Annotated in this window: 17 protein-coding genes; 4 read left to right on the top strand and 13 right to left on the bottom strand. The window is 56.7% G+C overall.

Going from position 1 to position 19,723, the window contains the following annotated elements; genetic code table 11:
• Positions 1 to 17 precede the first annotated feature (17 nt).
• Positions 18 to 290: an SH3 domain-containing protein gene (locus OS189_RS07630; protein ID WP_267166702.1), complete on the top strand. Its 273-nt coding sequence runs from the start codon at positions 18 to 20 to the stop codon at positions 288 to 290.
• 202 nt (positions 291 to 492) lie between these two features.
• On the opposite strand, the gene OS189_RS07625 is transcribed toward OS189_RS07630, so the two are convergent.
• From OS189_RS07625 to alr, 3 genes are all read right to left on the bottom strand, one after another.
• Positions 493 to 1,302: a DNA repair protein gene (locus OS189_RS07625; protein WP_267166701.1), complete on the bottom strand. Its 810-nt coding sequence runs from the start codon at positions 1,300 to 1,302 to the stop codon at positions 493 to 495.
• A gap of 135 nt (positions 1,303 to 1,437) precedes the next feature.
• Complete coding sequence (locus tag OS189_RS07620; RefSeq protein ID WP_267166700.1) at positions 1,438 to 1,890, bottom strand: paraquat-inducible protein A; 453 nt, start codon at positions 1,888 to 1,890, stop codon at positions 1,438 to 1,440.
• The gene (gene alr, locus OS189_RS07615; protein WP_267166699.1) at positions 1,887 to 2,921 is read right to left on the bottom strand and encodes an alanine racemase; all 1,035 of its coding nucleotides are present in this window, start codon (positions 2,919 to 2,921) and stop codon (positions 1,887 to 1,889) included. The genes OS189_RS07620 and alr overlap by 4 nt, the downstream gene beginning before the upstream one ends.
• A gap of 283 nt (positions 2,922 to 3,204) precedes the next feature.
• On the opposite strand from alr, the gene OS189_RS07610 reads away from it, so the two are divergent.
• Positions 3,205 to 4,518, top strand: a complete 1,314-nt coding sequence (locus tag OS189_RS07610) for an alpha/beta hydrolase family protein (RefSeq protein ID WP_416237465.1) — start codon at positions 3,205 to 3,207, stop codon at positions 4,516 to 4,518.
• 40 nt (positions 4,519 to 4,558) lie between these two features.
• Here the strand turns inward: OS189_RS07610 and OS189_RS07605 are convergent, their stop codons facing one another.
• The 9 genes from OS189_RS07605 to OS189_RS07565 form a co-directional block, all read right to left on the bottom strand.
• Positions 4,559 to 6,055, bottom strand: coding sequence for a replicative DNA helicase (locus OS189_RS07605; RefSeq protein WP_267166698.1), 1,497 nt, complete (start codon positions 6,053 to 6,055; stop codon positions 4,559 to 4,561).
• A gap of 142 nt (positions 6,056 to 6,197) precedes the next feature.
• Positions 6,198 to 6,875, bottom strand: coding sequence for an orotate phosphoribosyltransferase (locus OS189_RS07600; protein ID WP_267166697.1), 678 nt, complete (start codon positions 6,873 to 6,875; stop codon positions 6,198 to 6,200).
• A 52-nt stretch (positions 6,876 to 6,927) separates the two neighbouring features.
• A complete protein-coding gene (pyrC, locus tag OS189_RS07595; RefSeq protein WP_267166696.1) occupies positions 6,928 to 7,959 on the bottom strand; it encodes a dihydroorotase in 1,032 nt (343 codons plus the stop codon).
• A gap of 33 nt (positions 7,960 to 7,992) precedes the next feature.
• Entirely contained in the window at positions 7,993 to 8,928 is a 936-nt protein-coding gene (locus OS189_RS07590) for a phosphoadenosine phosphosulfate reductase (protein ID WP_267166695.1), read from the bottom strand.
• Between the two features lie 99 nt (positions 8,929 to 9,027).
• Positions 9,028 to 10,083 (bottom strand): glycosyltransferase family 2 protein, encoded by a 1,056-nt coding sequence (locus OS189_RS07585; RefSeq protein ID WP_267166694.1) that lies wholly within the window; start codon positions 10,081 to 10,083, stop codon positions 9,028 to 9,030.
• 1 nt (position 10,084) lies between these two features.
• On the bottom strand, positions 10,085 to 10,783 hold the full coding sequence (locus OS189_RS07580; protein WP_267166693.1) for an FkbM family methyltransferase: 699 nt from the start codon (positions 10,781 to 10,783) through the stop codon (positions 10,085 to 10,087).
• On the bottom strand, positions 10,783 to 13,173 hold the full coding sequence (locus tag OS189_RS07575) for a glycosyltransferase family 2 protein (protein ID WP_267166692.1): 2,391 nt from the start codon (positions 13,171 to 13,173) through the stop codon (positions 10,783 to 10,785). The genes OS189_RS07580 and OS189_RS07575 overlap by 1 nt, the downstream gene beginning before the upstream one ends.
• Entirely contained in the window at positions 13,173 to 13,802 is a 630-nt protein-coding gene (locus OS189_RS07570; RefSeq protein WP_267166691.1) for a sulfotransferase, read from the bottom strand. Before OS189_RS07570 ends, OS189_RS07575 begins: the two co-directional genes overlap by 1 nt.
• Positions 13,799 to 14,839 carry a glycosyltransferase family 2 protein gene (locus OS189_RS07565; RefSeq protein WP_267167007.1) on the bottom strand — a complete coding sequence of 347 codons (1,041 nt, stop codon included), beginning with the start codon at positions 14,837 to 14,839 and terminating at the stop codon, positions 13,799 to 13,801. Before OS189_RS07565 ends, OS189_RS07570 begins: the two co-directional genes overlap by 4 nt.
• A gap of 261 nt (positions 14,840 to 15,100) precedes the next feature.
• Between OS189_RS07565 and OS189_RS07560 the strand changes: the two genes are divergently transcribed.
• Positions 15,101 to 16,006: an AAA family ATPase gene (locus tag OS189_RS07560; RefSeq protein ID WP_267166690.1), complete on the top strand. Its 906-nt coding sequence runs from the start codon at positions 15,101 to 15,103 to the stop codon at positions 16,004 to 16,006.
• Between the two features lie 63 nt (positions 16,007 to 16,069).
• A complete protein-coding gene (locus OS189_RS07555) occupies positions 16,070 to 17,335 on the top strand; it encodes a vWA domain-containing protein (RefSeq protein WP_267166689.1) in 1,266 nt (421 codons plus the stop codon).
• 75 nt (positions 17,336 to 17,410) lie between these two features.
• Here the strand turns inward: OS189_RS07555 and purL are convergent, their stop codons facing one another.
• Entirely contained in the window at positions 17,411 to 19,570 is a 2,160-nt protein-coding gene (gene purL / locus OS189_RS07550; RefSeq protein WP_267166688.1) for a phosphoribosylformylglycinamidine synthase subunit PurL, read from the bottom strand.
• Positions 19,571 to 19,723: the final 153 nt, after the last annotated feature.

Below are 19,723 nucleotides of genomic sequence, written 5' to 3'. Positions count from 1 at the left end.
AAAGAGGGACAAAAATGATGGCGCTGTTTTCCGCTGCGGGATTGTCGCTGTTGGCGTCGGGGGCTTTTGCCCAAACCTATTATGTTGAGCCGACGTCCGACGGGTTCTTGAACTTGCGATCCGGACGGGGGACAGGGCACAGTATTATCACAACGCTATACGCGGATGATGCTGTGACGTTTCCGGAACAGCGGGGCAACCGGCTGCGTGTGCGCCTGCCTGACGGTGAGGTCGGCTGGTCTGCGGAGAAGTATCTATACACCTACATTAATCTGGATGGCACGGTTTAGACGGTTCAATCAACATCTGACGGATACCTGAACCTGGGCGAAGGGTCGGGCACCAGCACGGCTATTAGACGCCGTTTTACCCCGGTGACAGTGTCACAATGGTGTCGAGGAAGGGTCAATGGATAAGAGTTCAGATCAAAGGTGGCGTGTTGGGCTGCGCCGATTCACGCTATTTGGTACAAACCGACTAGGAAAACCCGAATTACTCGGCAGCTTTGGGCAATTCATAAACGCTGTTGTCCAGCGCTGTACTGTCCAACGGTGCTTCGTCTTCCTGAGCTGCAGGGCCTTCAACCGGCAGAACGGTTTCACGGCCCAGTTGTGGCATTATTTCGTTCATTTCTTCGGTCAGACGCGCAAGTTGGGCGGCTGCGACGCTTTCTTCGAGCTCTACTTCGTGAAGCCAGTGCTTCATCTCGGTCGAGATTGATTTGGCCTGTTCCAGACGGGAGTTGAACAGATTTATCTCTTCCTGACGTTGTTTGAGAAAATCACGCGCTCGGGCTATCTTATCGTCCGAATACACTTCGGCCAGTTCGCGGCTGATATGGCTCATCTGCGCGGCTGCTTCGAGCAAGGCAGGCTCCAGGGTGCTGAGATCGGGGTGATCGCGCAAATAAGCAAGCCTTTCGCGCACAGCGTCAAATTCCGAGCTGAGCTGGAAGGTGCGGCCACGATCGGCGGCGTGAACCGCCCCATAGGCGCGCGCCACGTCATCCATCGACATCGTAAAGCGACGATGAGAGTTTTCGAGTTGCATAATGCGCGCGTTCGCGGGCAGGAAAAAGCAAATACCGGCGGCGAGTACGGTCGCCGCGATTTGTAAATACATTCCTGCATTTTCGACAGGTTCACCGGCATAGCTGAAGGGCAGTTCGATCCACTGCCAATAGCCCAAGGTCGCCAGAATGGTCGCGGTCGTCAGCGCGGCTGCGCATGCTGCGAAGAACAACATTGCAAGACGCTGCATCACGTATTGTAGAAAAAAGCCAAAGGCTTTTAGTTGTTGCATCATTCATCCCCAGACGGAATGGTAAGCAAAATCTTGCTCACCCCCGCAACCATTAAGAGTAATGCCCCCTTGGGCGCCTGCAAAGGGAAAATTAACGAAGAATCGATCACAACCACGCTGATTGTTTCTCTTTAGTCACTCAATCGACGCATTTTCGCGGAATTGTTGGGTTTTCCAGCTAATTAACAGGGATGCGATGATGCAGAAGGTGAACAGGTAGAGACCCCAAGCGACTTCGATCCGACCTACGCCGATTCCCTTTGTGAGGGTAATGTAGAGTGCAATCAGAAAAATATCGGCCATAGCAAGCTTGCCCATGAACCCCAGCACTTTTTCGACACGCGGGCTCAGCAGATCATAGTGGATCAGCGCCAGACCGATGGTTTTCAGATAGGGCGCGAACAGCGCGAACAATGTCACAACAAGCGCGAGAAATATATCCGACGCCCATAGCGATTGCAGGCCTGTCATCACGGAAATCTCGCTCAGTCCGAAAAGTGGTAACAGCCCTGCGCGCATCAACGGCGCAAACCATGCCACGGGGTAAAGGACCAAAAGCGCCAGATTGGCGATGCGCAGCAGTTTCATGCACTCCAAACGCGGTGATAGCGCGCGCCAAGTCCGGTGAGAATTTCATAACCGATCGTGCCTGCAAAGGCGGCGACATCATCAACAGACTGGTGCGCGCCGATCAGTTGCAGCGTTTCCGGATCGCCTTTCAATTCGCTCACGTCGACAGTGATCAGATCCATCGACACACGGCCCACCACAGGGACAGCCACACCGTTGGCATGCATTCGGGCCTTGCCCCCCATAGCGCGGATCAACCCGTCAGCGTACCCTGCTGAAACGGTGGCAATTCTTGAAGGATTCGGCGCGGTCCAGCCGTTTGAATACCCCACCTTTTCACCTGTCGCGACGGTGCGGATCTGCACAACCGGAATATCCAGTGTAACCACAGGCAGGGCCTGTTCGAAGGGCAGGCCACCGTAAAGGCCGACACCGGGGCGGACCATATCATAGTGATAATCTGCGCCCAGCAATATCCCCCCGGTCGCAGCCAGTGATAGCGGCACATCCAGCCCTTGGGTCATGTCCTCGAATACAGCGCGCTGGGATTCGTTCATCGGATCGTCCGGCGTGTCGGCGCAGGCAAGATGTGACATGATCAGCACCGGATTCTGGGCAAGGGCGATGTCGCGCAGGGCGGACCATTCCGCCGGCTCCATCCCCAGTCGGTTCATCCCTGTATCAAGTTGCAGCCCGAAGGGATGCGCGGGCAGCGCTTCGACGTGGCGCAGCATTTGATCAACAGAGTTGATCATCGGTGTCAGGTTGGCGCCTTTTATCATTTCCGCATCCCCCGCCATATGGCCAGAAAAAACGGAAATGGCGGGGCCGGAGCCAAGCGCGCGGCGCAGGGCAACACCTTCTTCGGCAACAGCGACGAAGAACTGCCGCGCACCCGCCGCGGCAAGGTGACGGGCGACACGACCAGCATCCAGACCGTAAGCATTCGCTTTGACCACGGCAGCGGTTTCGACTTGGGCGATTTTGGCCAGCGCACGCCAGTTTTCGGCGATTGCCTCCAGATTGATGTTTAATGTTGCAGCACTCATACGCGGGTTTTGACACGTTCCTTGGCGGCGTCAAGCACGGCGTGTCGGTACTTGGAACAATCGGCGGGGGGGCGGCGCGGTATCTGGCAGCACAGCCGTAGCGTGGCAGCAGAATTTCGTTCCGGATGAAGCCGTTGTTATTTTTGCGTAATCGCGCTTCATCGTTGACGATGGGATTATGACCGCTTGTTTTGCTCTGCAAAAGAGCGTGACGTCAGACGAACTATTCCTTGTGAGGATGCGCGCGCCCTATAGGGTGAAGATAAAAGTGGAGGAGAAAACAATGAATACCGTGATGAAAACTCTGGTGCCTGTGGCACTGATGGCAGCGGGTGCGGCACAAGCAAATCCGATTGATACACAATTGCCAAACGCGCCACAGCTGGCCGCGTACGGTGATTTTCCAGTCGGCGTGCGCCAGCTTGAGTTGGTAAATCCAGATCAGATCGACATTCTGGCGATTGATCCAGCAGCGGACAAACCGACGGAGTTACCGCGCTCTGACCGCCCTCTGACAGTGGAGATGTGGTATCCGGCAGCACAGGGGGCAACAGGATCAACCGAACTAAAAGCCTATTTGCGTGACGGAACAACAGAAGTCACGCTGACGGGTAAAGCCATGCGCGACGCTGAACCCGCCGCCACGGATACGCCTTACCCCTTGGTCCTGATCAGCCACGGCTATCCGGGGAACCGTTTTCTGCTGTCGCATCTGGCGGAAAACCTTGCATCCAAGGGCTACGTTGTGGCCTCTATTGATCACACTGACAGTACGTATCGCACGCAGGCGGCGTTTGGCTCCACGCTGGTTAACCGCTCGCTGGATCAATTGTTTGTGCTGGAGGAAATGGCCGGAAAAGCAGCTGAGGGCGGAGAGTTTGCCGGATTGTTTGATGCCGCCAACACGGGGCTGATCGGGTATTCCATGGGCGGCTATGGCGCTATTATCACCGCCGGTGGCGGCGTGACCGAAGCATCGGTGGGGTATAGCTGGGGCGCGCCCCATGGCACCCTTGCCATCCACCGAGCCGGATCGGACACACATAACGCGCTGCCCGATCCGCGTATCAAAACCGCCGTTGCCTTTGGCCCTTGGGGTATGAACACAGGGTTTTGGGATGCAGACGGTCTGGCCGGTGTGCAAATCCCCATGTTGTTTATTGCAGGATCACAAGATGACACATCCCTTTACGAAAAAGGCGTGCGCGCAATTTGGGAGAATGTCAGCGGTGTGGAAACGGCGCTGTTGACCTATATAAACGGCGGCCACAATGCAGGTGCGCCGATGCCAGCCCCGGCGGAGAGCTATTATTTCAACGAAGACAAGGGTTTTGACATATCAGAGCATTACTCGGACCCAGTTTGGGACACGGCGCGCATGAACAACATCGCCCAGCATTTTGTAACTGCGTGGCTGGACCAGCAACTGAAAGAGGATGCCGAAAAAGGCATCTACCTTGATCTGGTCGAAAACTCGAACGAGGGTGTGTGGTCAATGAACGAGGACGGGACTGCGAAAGAGGATCACACCTACTGGAAAGGGTTCGCAAAAGGCACGGCAAAGGGGCTGATGTTTGAAGTAAAAGCACCGGAATAAAGCGTGGGGGCCGCGCGGTTAGCGCGGCCCTCGATTGACGCTAGAACTCCTGTTCGTCGCCATCTTGCTGCCACGGCTTCGCAAGGTTGCCAAAACGAGTGAATCTCCCCTCGAAACTCAGCTCGACTGTGCCGATAGGGCCGTGGCGCTGCTTGCCGATGACAACCTCGGCGCGTGCGTGCAGGCGCTCCATTTCTTCCTGCCATATCGCCATTTTATCCAGTTCATGATCACCGGGTTTTTCGCGCTCTTTGTAGTATTCTTCGCGGAACACAAACATCACCACATCTGCGTCTTGCTCGATCGAGCCGGATTCGCGAAGGTCGCTCAGCTGCGGGCGTTTGTCTTCGCGGTTTTCCACCTGACGCGATAGCTGGGACAGGGCGATGACGGGAATGTCGAGTTCTTTGGCAATGGCTTTCAGGCCCATCGTGATTTCGGAAATTTCGTTCACGCGATTTTCACTTTTGCCGGTGCCGCGTACCAGTTGGAGATAGTCGATGATAAGCACATCAAGCCCGTGTGTCCGTTTGAGCCTGCGCGCCCGTGCGGCCAGCTGCGAAATGGGCAGGGCGGGCGTGTCATCAATATACAACGGACAGGACTCGAGTGACTTCGCGGCGTCCACAAAACGGCGGAACTCTGCTTCGGTCATGTCACCGGAGCGGATTTGCTGGGACGGAATCTCTGATGCTTCCGACAGGATGCGCGCGGCAAGCTGTTCGGCGCTCATCTCAAGCGAGTAGAACCCGACAACGCCACCATCAATCGCACCTTCGGTCCCGTCAGGCAGTTGACCGCGCTTGTACGCCTTGGCCACGTTGAACGCGATGTTCGTCGCAAGGGAAGTTTTGCCCATCGACGGACGCCCCGCAAGGATCAACAGGTCAGAGCGGTGAAGACCGCCTAGTTTCTTGTCCATATCAATCAGGCCGGTTGAAACACCCGACAGGCCGCCATCCCGTTGATAGGCTGTATTGGCGACATTAACAGCGTCGGTTACCGCCTTGAGAAAGCTTTGAAATCCGCTTTCTACCTGACCTTGTTCCGCCAGTTTGTAGAGCGCTTGTTCGGCTTCGACAATCTGTTCGCGCGGCTCGCTTGCGACATCTACAGTGGCGGCTTTTGCGGCGATGTCGCGGCCAAGGGCGATTAGATCACGGCGCACGGCCAGATCATAGATCATCTGCGCGTAATCGCGCACGGCAAACGCGGAAATAGCAGCACCAGCAAGACGGGCAAGGTATGTAGGGCCGCCCAGTTCCTGAAGGCCTTCGTCATCTTCCATAAACGCCTTTAGCGTAACCGGGCTGGCGAGATTGTTCTTGGCGATGCGTGCGGCGGCGATTTCGTAAATGCGCGCGTGGACCGGATCGTAAAAGTGCTTTGGCCCGATGATCGAGGCAACGCGGTCATAGATGTCGTTGTTGGTCAGAATCGCGCCGAGCAACTGTTGTTCGGCCTCGATCGAATGAGGCATGGTTTCCGCAGCCTGAACTGCGATGCCAGTAGTGTTTACAGACGAAATTTCGTTCATGTCGTACCCCCGAATATGCCCATGGCTGTCATAGCGAAGCGGGATGGGGCGCGCAAATTGTATGTTTTTGTGGATAACCTGCCGGATGCCAACGCGCTCCCACATCTTGCGATGATCGGGGCGCGCGCGTCAACCTGTGGTATCAGCCCTTTCGGGCGTCCTGCCACTCCCGCGGGGATTTCAGGAATTTTTCGACCTCGTTCAGGGTCGCTTCGGGGAAAGCTGCTTGCGCTTTTGCTTCGGCCAGTACATCCCACCACGTACACAGGTGGTGCAGGGCAACGCCGTGATCGCCCAATGTCTTTTCCGTTTCGGGAAAGATGTCGTAGTAGAATATCACTGCCGTATGGCCGCAGGTTGCCCCTGTTTCGCGGATTGCATCCACAAAGCTAAGCTTTGATCCGCCGTCAGTGGTCAGGTCTTCGACCAGCAGCACACGCTGTCCCTCGCTCATGTCGCCCTCGATGCGCGCATTTCTGCCGTAGCCTTTGGGTTTTTTACGAACATAGGTCATAGGCAGGGCCATGCGTTCAGCTACGAGCGCCGCAAACGGGATGCCTGCGGTTTCGCCGCCAGCGATGTTGTCAAATGCCTCAAACCCCGCGTTGCGCATGACGGTGATGGTCAGAAAATCCATCAGGGTGCTACGGATGCGCGGATAGCTGATCAGTTTGCGACAATCGATATAACTGGGCGATGGCAGACCTGAGGCGAGCGTATAGGGCGTGTCGGTATTGAAGTTCACCGCGCCGATTTCCAGCAACATGCGCGCCGTAAGGCGGGCGATTTCGGACGCTTTGGGATAGGTGGTAGGGATCATTTCGGGCGGTCCTTTGTGCGGCTGGCGTCGGAGGTTTTTTGGAAAAATGAAGTCAGGCCGTCCAATGCAACGGCATGGCAGGATCAAAGACTGTTACAGGGCCATCGGGGGTGTCGATGTGTGCCGGAAACTGTGGGGTTTCGCGCACCAATGTCAGGGTTTCCCCGTTCGGGGGAAGGCCGTAAAACGCAGGGCCGTTCAGCGATGTGAATGCTTCAAGCTGCTCCAGCGCGCCATCCTGTTCAAATACTTCTGCGAGGATCGCCATGGTGTTGGGGGCGGTAAAGCAGCCGGCACAACCACAGGGCAGCAATTTGTTTTCATCCGTATGCGGCGCGGAATCAGTGCCAAGAAAGAAACGTGCATCGCCGCTGGTTGCGGCAGCGCGCAGGGCGAGGCGATGTTCTTCGCGTTTGGCCACAGGCAAGCAGTAATAATGCGGCTTGATCCCGCCGGCTAGAATGTGGTTCCGGTTTATCACCAGATGATGGGTTGTGATGGTTGCGCCAAGGTTCTTGTCGTTGGCGCGCACATAATCAACGGCATTTGACGTGGTAATGTGTTCCATGATCACGCGCAGATCGGGATGTTGGCGGCGGATCGGGTCCAGCACACGGTCGATAAAGACCTCTTCGCGATCAAAAATATCAACACTGGCATCGGTGACTTCGCCGTGGGTACAAAGAGGCAAGCCGATTTGCGCCATTTTATCCAGTACTTTGGCAACCTTGGTAAAATCCGCCACACCGGATGCGGAATTTGTTGTGGCGCCTGCGGGATAGAGCTTTACCGCTGTAATCAGGCCTTCGGCATGGGCTGCGGCCACGTCTGCCGGATCGGTGTCTTCTGTCAGATAGAGGGTCATCAGCGGGGTGAAATCGTCACCCTTTGGCACGGCGGCCAGAATGCGGTCGCGGTAAGCGCGCGCATCTGCGGCGGTAACCACCGGCGGCACAAGATTGGGCATGATAATTGCGCGGGCAAAATGGCGGGAAGTGTGCGGAAGCACGGCGCGTAGCATATCGCCATCGCGCAGGTGCAGGTGCCAGTCGTCAGGACGGCGGATCGTGTGCGTTTGTGTCATGGGCCGCGTGCTAACATGCGGCGCGCGGTCGCGCTAGTCGTCTTCGGTGTTTGTCTGCTTTGCTTCTGCAAGGCGGCGTGCAAACCGTGGCGCGTGCATCCGCGCAGTAACGTTGCGCGCCAGCGCCAGTGCCAGACTCTCGCGCCCGTCCTTGTCCAGTGCGGCAAGCAAATTTCGCAGATAGGGCGGGTGCATCCTGCGGGAGCGCATCATTCTGGCAAAACCCAGATCGTCAAGCGTGTCATCCATTATCGCCAGAAGCAGCGGTGCAAGCTGCTCCATTTCCAATAGATCGGTCTGTATCGCATCTCCCATATGACGCAGACGCAATTTGCGGGTGTTGGGGCGGGTGAACAGGGCAGCGTGCATTGCATCCAGCTGTTCGCGCGGATCATAAACCACATAGGCGGCTGTCGCACCGTCCAGCATGTCAGGCGCGTAACCGTACCGTGAAGTGAAATCCATCCGGCGCATATCGGTGAAGCGATCGTCCCATTCGGTAATTCGCGGATCAAGGGTGGCCTGGGGTTGCACCGCCAGCACGCGCGCTTCGGGTGAGGCAACGGAGTAGGCGGCGGCAGCATAGCCGCACGGGCCCGCGCCATAGAAGATAACCTGTTCGAATTCGTCAAAGAACCCGTCGTCAATCAGGCGGTCAAAGTAACCGTAAACGGATTTGTCGCGGAACCATGTATCGCCGTTAGACGCGATGCACAGGCTGGACCAGTCATGCGCAAGCATCATCTCCCAACCGAGGGGCTGGGCAAGCGAAGACAAGGCGGGGATGCCTTGCAGCGTTTCGAAAGTAACAAGGAGAGTTGCCGATTTTTCGATAAAGGCTGCGTAATGGCGTTTACCCAGCCGTTCGAAATAGCCATCCTCCTCACAGAGTTCTTCAACCGCGGCAAGCCAGTCGGCCTTTTTCATTCCGGCAAGCGACGTCGTGAAATTCAAGCTTTCATCGGCCATTTGTGCATCCTCAATCTGGCCCGCGTGCGTTGGGTGCCGCGGGTTGTTGAGGATCTTTAGCGTGATAATAGGGCAAAATTACGGAAAATACGTGCCAGATCAGGGCAGGTTTTGCGCTGCTGTTCGGGCAAGATTGGCGTAACGCACCATGAATTGTGCTGCCCGCTGCGGAACGGGTTGTGAGGGCGGGGTCATCAACAGGCGGCCGAACAGTGCGCGAAACGGTTCCTTTTGCATCAGCATTTCGAAACGCGCGCTGCGCCATGCTGCGGCGGATCGGTGTAATTCTGCCAGCGCCGGATCAGCCGTCAAGCTGGCTAGTGCTGCGGCGCGGGGGGCCGCAAGGCTCTGGATTGTTTTGTCTTCGTCGGTGTTGAAATTACGTTCGACCCAATAATCGAGGCCGAGCAGGTCATCGCTGTGGACAGCGCGCCCGCGATCCGCCTTCAACACAAAGCTTTCCATCGCGCCGAGGGGATAGTGGTTGAGCTGTGCCAGACCGTAATTGTCTTTTCCGAAATTCGAAAAGATGCGTTTGGTCACAAACTGGTCGGGCAGGCGGGCGCCGTTGCCATCGAACCATTTCGCCTGATCGATTTTCTTTGCGTTTGGGTCACGGGGGCGGTGCACGCCCGGCTTTTTGTAGATGCCGTTGTTGCGGTAGAGCGTTTTAAACATTGATGCGCGCCAGGGCCAGTGCATGACCGCCGGTGCAGCGCGGGTGAAAGTATCCAGAACCGGTGCATCGGTATAGCGGACCTGCCCGTTGGCGCCGAACAGACGCCACGTGAGAGTGATGGCGGTTGCATCGGGGATCGCGGCGTGCAGGGCGGCCAGCGTATGATCGCCGCAGTGGATGTTCACAAACTCATCCACATCCAGCGGCAAAATCCATTTGGCTTTCTTGACCTGATCAAGCTTTGCCGCCGCTTTCAGGGCTGTAAACTGGATGCCGCCCTTGTCGTAGGGACCATCGTTGCGGATATGTGTGACGTGTCCCAACTCTTGCAAGCGGTCCAGCATGGTGTCCGTGCCGTCCTGGCAATCATTTGAAAATACAAGAAATTGATCGAACCCCACTGCGCGGTGATGGGCCAGCCACTCCAGCAGAAATGCGCCTTCGTTGCGCACACATAGAATGGCAAGATGGGTCATCCTACCACGCGCGCCGGAAGCAGACGACCTTTTGGGTCGAGCCGCGCGGATAATAGGCAAGGCCTGCGTCCATCATCGCCTTGAACACTGCGTTCACGCCTTCGGGGCCGATGTGTTGCGGGTGCAGTTCGATCATGGCACCGCGCAATCCGCTCAGGTCGAGATGCGGAAGTAATGTCGCCTCGGCGCCTTCGATATCCGCGATCAGGATATTGGGTTTTATTTCCTTAAACACATGACTGGCGTTAAGCACATCGACTTTGATCTTCTGGGTATTTTCCTCCGTGTCGCCGTCAAGCGGTTCCATCGAGGAAGACAGCAGATTTTTGCGCACATAGAAATCTGTGCTGCCGTTGCGTTTTCCGAGGATACCATGGGTAACATGGGCATTTTTCAGATCATTCGCGGCATGAACGGACTGGATGTAGGGAATCAGGCCGGGGTTGGCCTCAAACGCGAACACACCCTTTAGATTGCGCCGCGTGGCCACGAGTGTGGACATAAAGCCGATGCCTGCGCCAAGCTCGATCACCGTGTCCTCGTCGCGCACCAGTTTCAGCACGCACTGACTTTCCTTCCCCTCATATTTGTTGTCGCGCAGCGAGGCGCGCAGTTTGCCGGTTATGAACTGCCCGTCTTTGGGAAACTTCATGCCCTTGCACATGACGTAGGGGTCGCGTGTGGTGGTCTGGGTGTCCATTAGCTCTCCATATCCAGTGCGAGTGCATAGGCCACGCGCTCTGTCTCGGTCAGTTTGACGGCCAGCGCCTCTTTGTAGAGATCGGCGAATTCGGGGTTGTTGTGCAATTCCTCGACTTTGGCGCGGTGCCAGTCCAGGCCGCTTTCGTGCCAGCGGCGCAGAGTGCCATCCGCCATCAGGCGGTCATATTCCAGCCGCAGGCGGGGGATGTTGCGCTTGATCGTGATGTCACGAAAATCGGACCAATCCATGCGGATCCAGTAATTGATCCCGATTGAGCGATCGACATGCAGCGCGCGCCCCCGCTGGCGTTTGATCAGGAAACTTTCGGCAGAGCGCAGGGCGTAATGGTTGAGCTGGATCAGGTCATAGCCAACGGATTTTTTCGAAGAGCGCCAGCCGTTTTTGGCCACTTCCTTCGTCATATCCTTGCCCGATCCGTTCACCCATTTGACTTTGTTTTCAAATGCTTCGTCCAGCTTGTTTGGCCGGTGGCACGAGATTTTCTCATATGCGCCGATGTTTTTGAACATCGTCTTGAAGCCCCAGACGGTGTGCGGTTTAGGGCAGAATTTGGGGGCGCATGTGTCAAACTGGTCAATCACAAAATCATCGCTGAGCTTGGTGATGCCGTTATGACCGAACATGCGCCATGTCATGGCGACATTGGTCGCATCGGGTACGGCTGCGATGAAGTCCTGCACTGTCCCGTTGCCGCAGCGCACGTTCATAAATTCATCCACATCAATGTGAATGATCCACTCGGCGTTTTTGATCACCGGCTCTTTCAATGACTGGTTCAACGCGTATTGCTGGGGTGAATTGCCTTTCCACTCATCGTTATTGCGATGCTGAAGCACACCCATTTCCTGCAAACGATCCAGAATTTCGCTGGTGCCGTCTTCGCAACCGTTTGTGTATATCAGGAAATTGTCGATACCCATCGCGCGGTGATAGGCGACCCATTCAACAATGTAGGGCGCTTCGTTTTTCATACAGCCTACGATGACATTGCCGGAGTTGCCCTCGGGCAGGTCGCGCGGTGTGATCGGGGTATAGGCGGCGGCCAGCTCCTCTTCGTTGACCGAGCCCATTTTATTGTGCGGCGCAAAAGACGAGCTGCGCAGGGTTTCAAAATTCTGAACTGCCAGCGGCGGCATCAATTTGCGCGCCGTAGCGCTCAGCCCGTCGGGCGCATCGTCCTCAGCGCGCGGGGCGGCTTCGGCGAGGGGGGCGTTTGCAACCGTTCCGGCCAGTCGGGCCAGATCATCAGTGCGCTTTTGCTGTTCCTCGCGGGTGGCTTTATCGATGCGCCACATATAGCCCAGCAGGTATTGCGAGGGGCGGAAACCGAACATCGGATCAGCCTCGGCCCAGCTGCCCCGGGCGCGCGGTGCTTTGAAGGTGTCGGGATGCAGCCCCGCGTGATCTTTCAGCAAGGTTTTCAGACCGGCGGCAAAATGTTTTGTAACCGGATGAAGCGATGCAATGTCAAGCGGGGGGCCGTCAACGGCCACGTCCTGCACAAAGCTGCGCCACAACTGGCGGGGCAGTATGCGCTGGCGGGTCGCAAGCACATCAAGGATCAGCGCGTTTAGCTGGCGGCCCCGCGCGAGAGCCGCAGTAGATGCCGGTGCGGGCAGTGTAATTTCGGGCGCCTTGCCGATGCTTGCATCAATATCAAACGCGTTGCAGATGGTTTCAGTAACGTCCGGCAGGGCAAACGCGTCTTCGTCGTAGCTGTGCAAATGCACACGGCCTTTGCCAAACGTGCCCTCCCAAAACGCAACCAGCGCTGGCAGATCAAGCCAATGATTGGGTGATTGGGTCTCTGCAAATACACCTGCTGCCGGATCAATTTGCGGACTGCGCGCGATGGCTTCGCCCCACCAGTCATCACTGCCGACCAGATCAAGCTCTGCCTGAAGCGATTGACCCCGGCCTTCAAGAATTTGCGCGCCATAGGCCCGTGCCAGCATCCTTGTCGGAAGGTCGACATGGGCCACAACGCGGATATCGTCCGATAGCGGCGTCAGAATATCGCGTAGGCGGCCCAGCTCGGATTCGGTGCGCAAGGCGCTGCCCAATTGGGCGGAAGACAGAATTAGTGCATCGGGTTTGTGTAATGCCACTTCGCGGGCTAAATCGCTGATCACCGTATCGCGCAAAACCGCCTGTTTTTGCGGCGTGATATAACCGCGATTAAAGCGTAACGGGTCAATATGACCCGGGTCAGTAACGGCCATAAAAAGGCGCGTGTGATTTTTATTGCCTGTGCTGCGCGCGAACAGAATTCCCTTGCGTATCAGATGCTCGCGCTTGTCAGCCAGAACAGACTGGATCCGACCAGCGCTGGCCTCTTCGGGGCCGATATGTAGATAAATGCGCATCAACTCGCCTTATGTTCGGTATTGGCGTTGGCATGTCCCCACCACGGCAGCAGGCATCCAAGATGCGCAGCCACCGCCGCATGAGAGCCTGCATCGGTCACGTTATATTCAAGAAACGCGGGGTCATTCCCAAAAATGGCATCTAAATGTGCATAATGTCCGTCAATCCACTGGATACGTTCGCGTGATGTCTCGCCGTAGCCCTCGGGCAATCCGGGGATATCTGATGAGGGCAGGCGATCTGTGCCCAGATCTGACCATGCCAGCATGGATTGCGAAACATTCCAGCTATCACGCCGCGAGGCGAGGAACCGGACATCGGGGTGATGCTTCCGGATGGCGTCAATCAGCGCAAAATCCATCTGCGGCCAAAGTGATTTTCCTTTTCTCAGGCAACTCAGCTCGGTCAACGCAGTAAAATCCTCAAACAATTGTGCCGGATCACCGCTGTGAAAATAGCCCTGATACAGCAGATCAGCGACAAAAGCGTCTTTCAGGGCGGGCGTTTGCGTCTGACGCGCGCGAATGCGGTGATCAGCTACGCGATAGCCCGCCAGTTTCAGCGCCCGTGCAAGGCTTGTCGTACCGGTTTTGGGCAATCCCAGATTAACAACCTTCAGCGTGCTCACGCAGGTTCCTCCAGCAACCCCAGCTTGCGCAGCATTTCTTCTTCTTGTGGCGGCAGTTTCGAAGCGTTTCGCAACTGTTCGCGCATTTCGCGGTAGCTTTCCTGTTTCAACAGGGCATCACGCCGCGCCATATGGGACGCAACACAAGCATCGTGCAGCGCGGCAATATCGCCCTGCGCCTTTAGTGCGCTTATTTGCGCCGTCACCGCAGGCAAATAGCGCTGGATAGAGGTATCCTCCCAGGCTGGGTCATTCCGCTCGCGCCAGTAGGTGTCATCAAACGTACGGTTTTCGCGGTTCACATCGCCCCGATCGTTTTTGACCAGATAGCTATCAAGGCTGCGCAAAGCATAGTGGTTCAGCGTGGCGAAATTGCGCGCCCCTGCGGCGGGAAAACGGCGGATGCGGCGCGGGTTGGCCGCAACCAGAAACCTGTGCGGCACATCGCGCCCTGATCCGTCTGTCCAGCTGGGGCGGTTTTTCTTTTTCACTTTGGGTTTGAAAAACGGGCGGTGCGCCCCGTAATAATGCAAGGGAAAATCCTGTCGGACGAGTGACTTGACCTCGATAGCAGCTTCGCCGCACCACAGATCGGGGTTGTGGCTGCGGCTGAACTGACTGATCACGGGGCGGTCTTCAAATGCCTCGATATCATTGTTGGCGAAGAACTGGAAATTCAGGCTGATGGTTTGCGGATTTCCGCACGCATCAATCAAAGCAGCAAAGCTATGATCGCCTACGTGGATGTTGGGAAATTCATCAACATCAGCAATCCAGACCCAATCAGCATCCTGCACAACTGCCTGCTTTTTCGCATCCTTCAACGCTTCCATTTGGTAATTGCGCCCCTCTGCGGGGTTGGGCAGATGGGTTACGTGACCCAATTCTGCCAGCGCGTCCAGCAGCGCATCAGTGCCATCATCGCAATCGTTGGAATAAAACAAGAAGTCTGTGACGCCGATGCACTGATGAAATGCGATCCACTCCAGCAGGAAAGGCCCTTCGTTCTTCACACAAGTGACGGCAGTAATTTTCAAACTACCAGCCATCGCAGCCTCGCGCAGGGGCCGCCGCATATCGCTTTGGGTTCAACATATCCGCCTCGTTACGGGATGCAGTGCCGATACAGGCCCGCATCCTCCTTCTTTTTTAGTCGCTTTCAGGATGCCATTATGTGCGAATCCCGTCAATCTTTGGTGAAGATGCTCGGCGTATGTCGTGACATATCTGTCATTGGTACCTTGACCCTTGCCGCGCGCAATGGCCTTGTAGGCAGAACATTCGCGGGGGCGACGCATATGCCGGAAATCACATCAATCGATTCAGTGCAGCAGATGCTGTCGGATCAGGGCTATGTCTGTGACCGTGCGCTGGGAACGGTCGTCTTTCTGAGTCTAAAGCTGGGCCGCCCCCTCTTCCTAGAGGGTGAGGCAGGCGTTGGCAAAACCGAAATAGCAAAAGCGCTCGCGGCCTCCTTGGGGCGTCGGTTAATCCGGCTTCAATGTTATGAAGGACTGGATGCGTCCACTGCAGTCTATGAATGGAACTTCGCCGCCCAGATGGTAGCCATCAGAACGGCCGAAGCCACAGGCGAAGCCGACCGCGATGCATTGAACGCGGAACTGTTCAGCGATGCGTTTCTGATAGAGCGGCCGCTATTGCAAGCAATGCAGCCTGATGAAAACGGCGCGCCTGTCCTCCTGATCGACGAACTTGACCGCACCGATGCACCATTCGAGGCATTTTTGCTGGAAGCGCTTAGCGATTTTCAGGTGACCATCCCCGAAATGGGAACCGTAAAGGCGCCCGAACCGCCCATTGTGATCCTGACGTCAAACCGCACCCGCGAAGTCCACGATGCACTCAAGCGCCGTTGTCTCTATCACTGGGTGGACTACCCCGACTTCGACCGTGAAATGGAAATTCTGGCGGCCCGCGCACCCGAAGCGTCAGCGGCGCTAAGCCGCGAGGTTGTGGCGTTCGTACAAAGACTGCGTACCGAAGATTTGTTCAAAAAACCCGGCGTTGCCGAAACAATAGATTGGGCCAAGTGCCTTTTGGCGCTCGACGCGCTGACCCTCAGCCCCGAAGTGATTGCGGACACACTGGGAGCAGTGCTCAAATATCAGGATGACATCGCAAAGCTGCAAGGATCCGAAGCCAAACGCCTGTTGGACGAGGCGCGCGCGAGCCTTGATGCATGACCCCCTTTTCCTTTGGCCTTAAATATCCAATCCGCGACCTGCAGCAAATACAGACGGTAACGTATGGTTGAGCACGTTCCACTCGAACTCCCCGACACCCCGCGACTTGCCGGCAACATCACCCATTTTGCGCGGGCGTTGCGCCGCGCCGGTTTGCCCATCGGCCCGGGCCGCGTCGTCGACGCGATCCGCGCGGTGAAAACAGTCGGCTTCACCGAAAAACGGGATTTTTACTGGACGATGCACGCCTGTTTCGTGAACCGCCCCGAGCATTCTCAGGTGTTTGCGCAATTGTTCCGTCTGTACTGGCGTGATCCGCGATATCTCGAACATATGATGGCTGCAATGCTACCCGCAATTCGTGGTGTTCAGGAGGAGCGTCCTGCACAGGCTGCGGAGAAACGCGCAGCGGAAGCTTTGCTCGACGGCGCTGAAGCCCCGCAGAATGATGATATTGCAGAGACCGAGGACGAAGAAACTCTGATCGAGGTTGATGCATCATTAACCATGTCAACGTCCGAGCGGCTGAAGACATTGGATTTCGAGCTGATGAGCGTTTTGGAGGTTGCCCAAGCCAAGCGGATGTTGGCGCGGTTAACGTTGCCGATCAAACCGCTGCCATCTCGGCGCACCGCAGCCAGTTTCGGCCGAGGGCGCGTGGATGCGGCCCGATCCTTACGTGCAGCGATGCGGCGCGGTGGAGAGATGGGGAACTTGTCGCTCAAAAAACCCAAGCCCCGTTGGCCCAACCTAGTGGTACTGTGCGATATATCTGGCTCCATGAGCCAGTACAGCCGGATTATTTTGCATTTTCTTCATGCGGTTGCCAACGAGCGCGGAGCAGGCTGGGCGCAGGTGCATGCTTTTACCTTTGGCACACAACTTACCAACATCACGCGTCATTTACACACGCGTGACGTGGACGCGGCGTTAAAGGCGGCGGGGGCTCAGGCGCAGGACTGGGAGGGAGGCACCCGCATTGGCCAAAGCCTGGAAACATTTAACCGCGACTGGTCGCGTCGGGTGTTGGGGCAGGGTGCAATTGTGCTGCTGATTACCGATGGGCTGGACCGAGATGATCCGGCGGCTTTGGCGCGTCAGATGCAACGGGTGCGCTTGTCGGCGCAACGGGTGATCTGGCTAAATCCGCTGCTGCGCTGGGACGGATTTGCCCCCAAAGCTGCTGGCATTCGGGCAATGCTGCCCCATGTTGACAGTTTTCGCGCAGGCCATTGCATCGCGTCGCTCGAATCGCTGGCAGAAGCTATCTCCAGACCTGACGATGTCGGGGAAAAAGCGCGTCTGATGCGTCTGATCGAAAATGGATAATACGGATAATCAAGACAAAGACCCCGCCGCACCGGAGGTACAGCAGGGCATATCAAATCATCTGACAAGACAGGTCTAGGTGACCGTTTGCGCGAAACTGCTACGATAAAGGGCGTCAAGGTCTGAAAGCTGCGCCGCCGATGTGCCGAAAGATAACGTATCGCCGCCGAAGGTGCCGATCTGGGTAAGCGGCATCCCCGCGGCAGTGGCCGCTGATAAAAGTGTCGCGGCGCCTTCCGGCGTGGCTGCAATCAGATAACGGGCCTGATCTTCGCCAAAAATTTGTGCGGTGTCCTCTGTCTCCAGTGCAAGACCGAGCTTCGCGTGGTTTGCCATTTCGAAGGCTGCCAGCGCCAAGCCGCCGTCTGAGAGATCTGTACAGGCTGCAATGTTTGCACGGTTGCCACGGATGAAATTACCGTGCGCAGCCTCCGCATCAAGATCGACTGCCGGAGCGTCGCCTTCGATGCGTCCGAATGCTTCGGCGAGAAGGGCGGACTGGCCCAGGTGACCCTTGGTTTCGCCCAGCACCAATGCCACGTCGCCTGATCTTATTTCAAAGCCAATGATGTCGCTTGTCGCCTTTATTAGGCCGACTGCACCTATGGTTGGGGTCGGCAGGATCGCGGAACCGTCTGTTTCGTTATAAAGCGAGACGTTGCCGGAAACGATGGGCATATCGAGCGTCGAAACGGCTTCGCCGATGCCTTTGATTGCGCCGACAAACTGGCCCATGATTTCCGGCTTTTCGGGATTGCCGAAATTGAGATTGTCAGTGGTTGCCAGCGGAGTTGCCCCCACTGCGGTCAGGTTGCGGTAGGCTTCGGCAACGGCTTGTTTCCCCCCCTCGACGGGGTTCGCTTTGACGTAACGCGGGGTCACGTCAGATGTGAAGGCAAGCGATTTGTCGGTGCCGTGCACACGCACGATCCCTGCACCCCATCCGGGAGTGCGGGCACTGTCTCCCATAACCATTGTGTCGTACTGCTCGTACACCCAAGCCTTGCCGCCGTAATTCGGTGAGGCCAGCAGAGCTTTGAGGCCCGTGATCGGGTCTACCTCCGGTGCATTTGCCAACGGGCTTGCGGCAGGGGTTTCGACCCATGGGCGATCGTATTCCGGCGCGGTGCCCGACAGCGCCTTGAGGGGCAGGTCTGCTTTGACCTCACCGTTCAGGCGGATGATGAAGCGATCTTCGGCGATTGTTTCGCCCACGATTGCAAAATCGAGATCCCATTTGTCGAAAACGGCTTTTGCTTCTGCCTCAAGTTCGGGGCGAAGAACCATCAGCATGCGTTCCTGCGATTCCGAGAGCATCATTTCATAGGCTGTCATGTTCGTTTCGCGCGTCGGGACTTTCTCCAGATCGAGAATGACGCCAAGGTTGCCTTTGTCGCCCATTTCAACGGCAGAGCAGGTAAGGCCCGCGGCACCCATATCCTGAATCGAAATCACCGCACCTGTTGCCATCAATTCCAGCGTGGCTTCCATCAGGCGTTTTTCAGTGAACGGATCACCAACTTGCACGGTGGGGCGCTTTTCTTCGATGGTGTCGTCGAACTCGGCTGACGCCATGGTGGCACCACCCACACCGTCACGGCCCGTCTTGGCGCCAAGGTAGACGACAGGCATGCCCACGCCGGACGCGGCGGAGTAGAAGATTTTATCGGCGTCCGCGAGGCCAGCAGCGAACGCGTTGACCAAACAGTTGCCATTGTAGGCTTTGTCAAAGCGGACTTCGCCGCCCACGCAGGGCACGCCGAAACAGTTGCCGTAACCACCGACACCGGCAACAACACCGTGTACCAACTGCTTGGTTTTGTGGTGTGCTGGTTCGCCAAAGCTGAGCGAGTTCATTGCGGCGATAGGGCGCGCGCCCATGGTGAACACATCCCGCAGGATGCCGCCAACACCAGTGGCCGCGCCCTGGTAGGGTTCGATGTAGGAGGGGTGGTTGTGGCTTTCCATTTTGAACACAACGGCCTGGCCATCCCCGATATCAACCACGCCGGCATTTTCACCCGGTCCGCAGATAACCTGCGGGCCGGTAGTGGGCAGGGTGCGCAACCATTTCTTGGAGGACTTATAAGAACAATGTTCATTCCACATCGCCGAGAAAATGCCTAACTCCGTAAAGGTAGGGGTGCGGCCCATCAGGTCCAGAATCGTCTGGTATTCACTTTCGCTTAATCCGTGGGCGGAAATGATGTCTTGTGTGATTTCTGGCTCTGACATGGTGGCGCTCCCCGAGGGCGATAAAACTTGGCCTCTCTCTTAGGGCAGGAGCGTAGAAGGGGGAAGGGCGATTTGCGAAAATGCGCATATGTAAGGGGGATGAGGCCTGTGTTGAAAAGCACAGGACAAAAAAAGACCGGGCACACAGGCCCG

It is taken from the genome of Sulfitobacter sp. F26169L, from assembly GCF_026410285.1.
GTDB lineage: Bacteria > Pseudomonadota > Alphaproteobacteria > Rhodobacterales > Rhodobacteraceae > Sulfitobacter.
Note: the sequence above shows the minus strand (reverse complement) of the source record. Positions and strands in the feature narration are given on the sequence as shown.

Bases quoted from the DNA above. Each gene is read 5' to 3' on its own strand.
- OS189_RS07630 (WP_267166702.1), top strand. From the start codon at position 18: ATGGCGCTGTTTTCCGCTGCGGGATTGTCGCTGTTGGCGTCGGGGGCT.
- OS189_RS07625 (WP_267166701.1), bottom strand. From the start codon at position 1,302: ATGCAACAACTAAAAGCCTTTGGCTTTTTTCTACAATACGTGATGCAG.
- OS189_RS07620 (WP_267166700.1), bottom strand. From the start codon at position 1,890: ATGAAACTGCTGCGCATCGCCAATCTGGCGCTTTTGGTCCTTTACCCC.
- alr (WP_267166699.1), bottom strand. From the start codon at position 2,921: ATGAGTGCTGCAACATTAAACATCAATCTGGAGGCAATCGCCGAAAAC.
- OS189_RS07610 (WP_416237465.1), top strand. From the start codon at position 3,205: ATGAATACCGTGATGAAAACTCTGGTGCCTGTGGCACTGATGGCAGCG.
- OS189_RS07605 (WP_267166698.1), bottom strand. From the start codon at position 6,055: ATGAACGAAATTTCGTCTGTAAACACTACTGGCATCGCAGTTCAGGCT.
- OS189_RS07600 (WP_267166697.1), bottom strand. From the start codon at position 6,875: ATGATCCCTACCACCTATCCCAAAGCGTCCGAAATCGCCCGCCTTACG.
- pyrC (WP_267166696.1), bottom strand. From the start codon at position 7,959: ATGACACAAACGCACACGATCCGCCGTCCTGACGACTGGCACCTGCAC.
- OS189_RS07590 (WP_267166695.1), bottom strand. From the start codon at position 8,928: ATGGCCGATGAAAGCTTGAATTTCACGACGTCGCTTGCCGGAATGAAA.
- OS189_RS07585 (WP_267166694.1), bottom strand. From the start codon at position 10,083: ATGACCCATCTTGCCATTCTATGTGTGCGCAACGAAGGCGCATTTCTG.
- OS189_RS07580 (WP_267166693.1), bottom strand. From the start codon at position 10,783: ATGGACACCCAGACCACCACACGCGACCCCTACGTCATGTGCAAGGGC.
- OS189_RS07575 (WP_267166692.1), bottom strand. From the start codon at position 13,173: ATGCGCATTTATCTACATATCGGCCCCGAAGAGGCCAGCGCTGGTCGG.
- OS189_RS07560 (WP_267166690.1), top strand. From the start codon at position 15,101: ATGCCGGAAATCACATCAATCGATTCAGTGCAGCAGATGCTGTCGGAT.
- OS189_RS07555 (WP_267166689.1), top strand. From the start codon at position 16,070: ATGGTTGAGCACGTTCCACTCGAACTCCCCGACACCCCGCGACTTGCC.
- purL (WP_267166688.1), bottom strand. From the start codon at position 19,570: ATGTCAGAGCCAGAAATCACACAAGACATCATTTCCGCCCACGGATTA.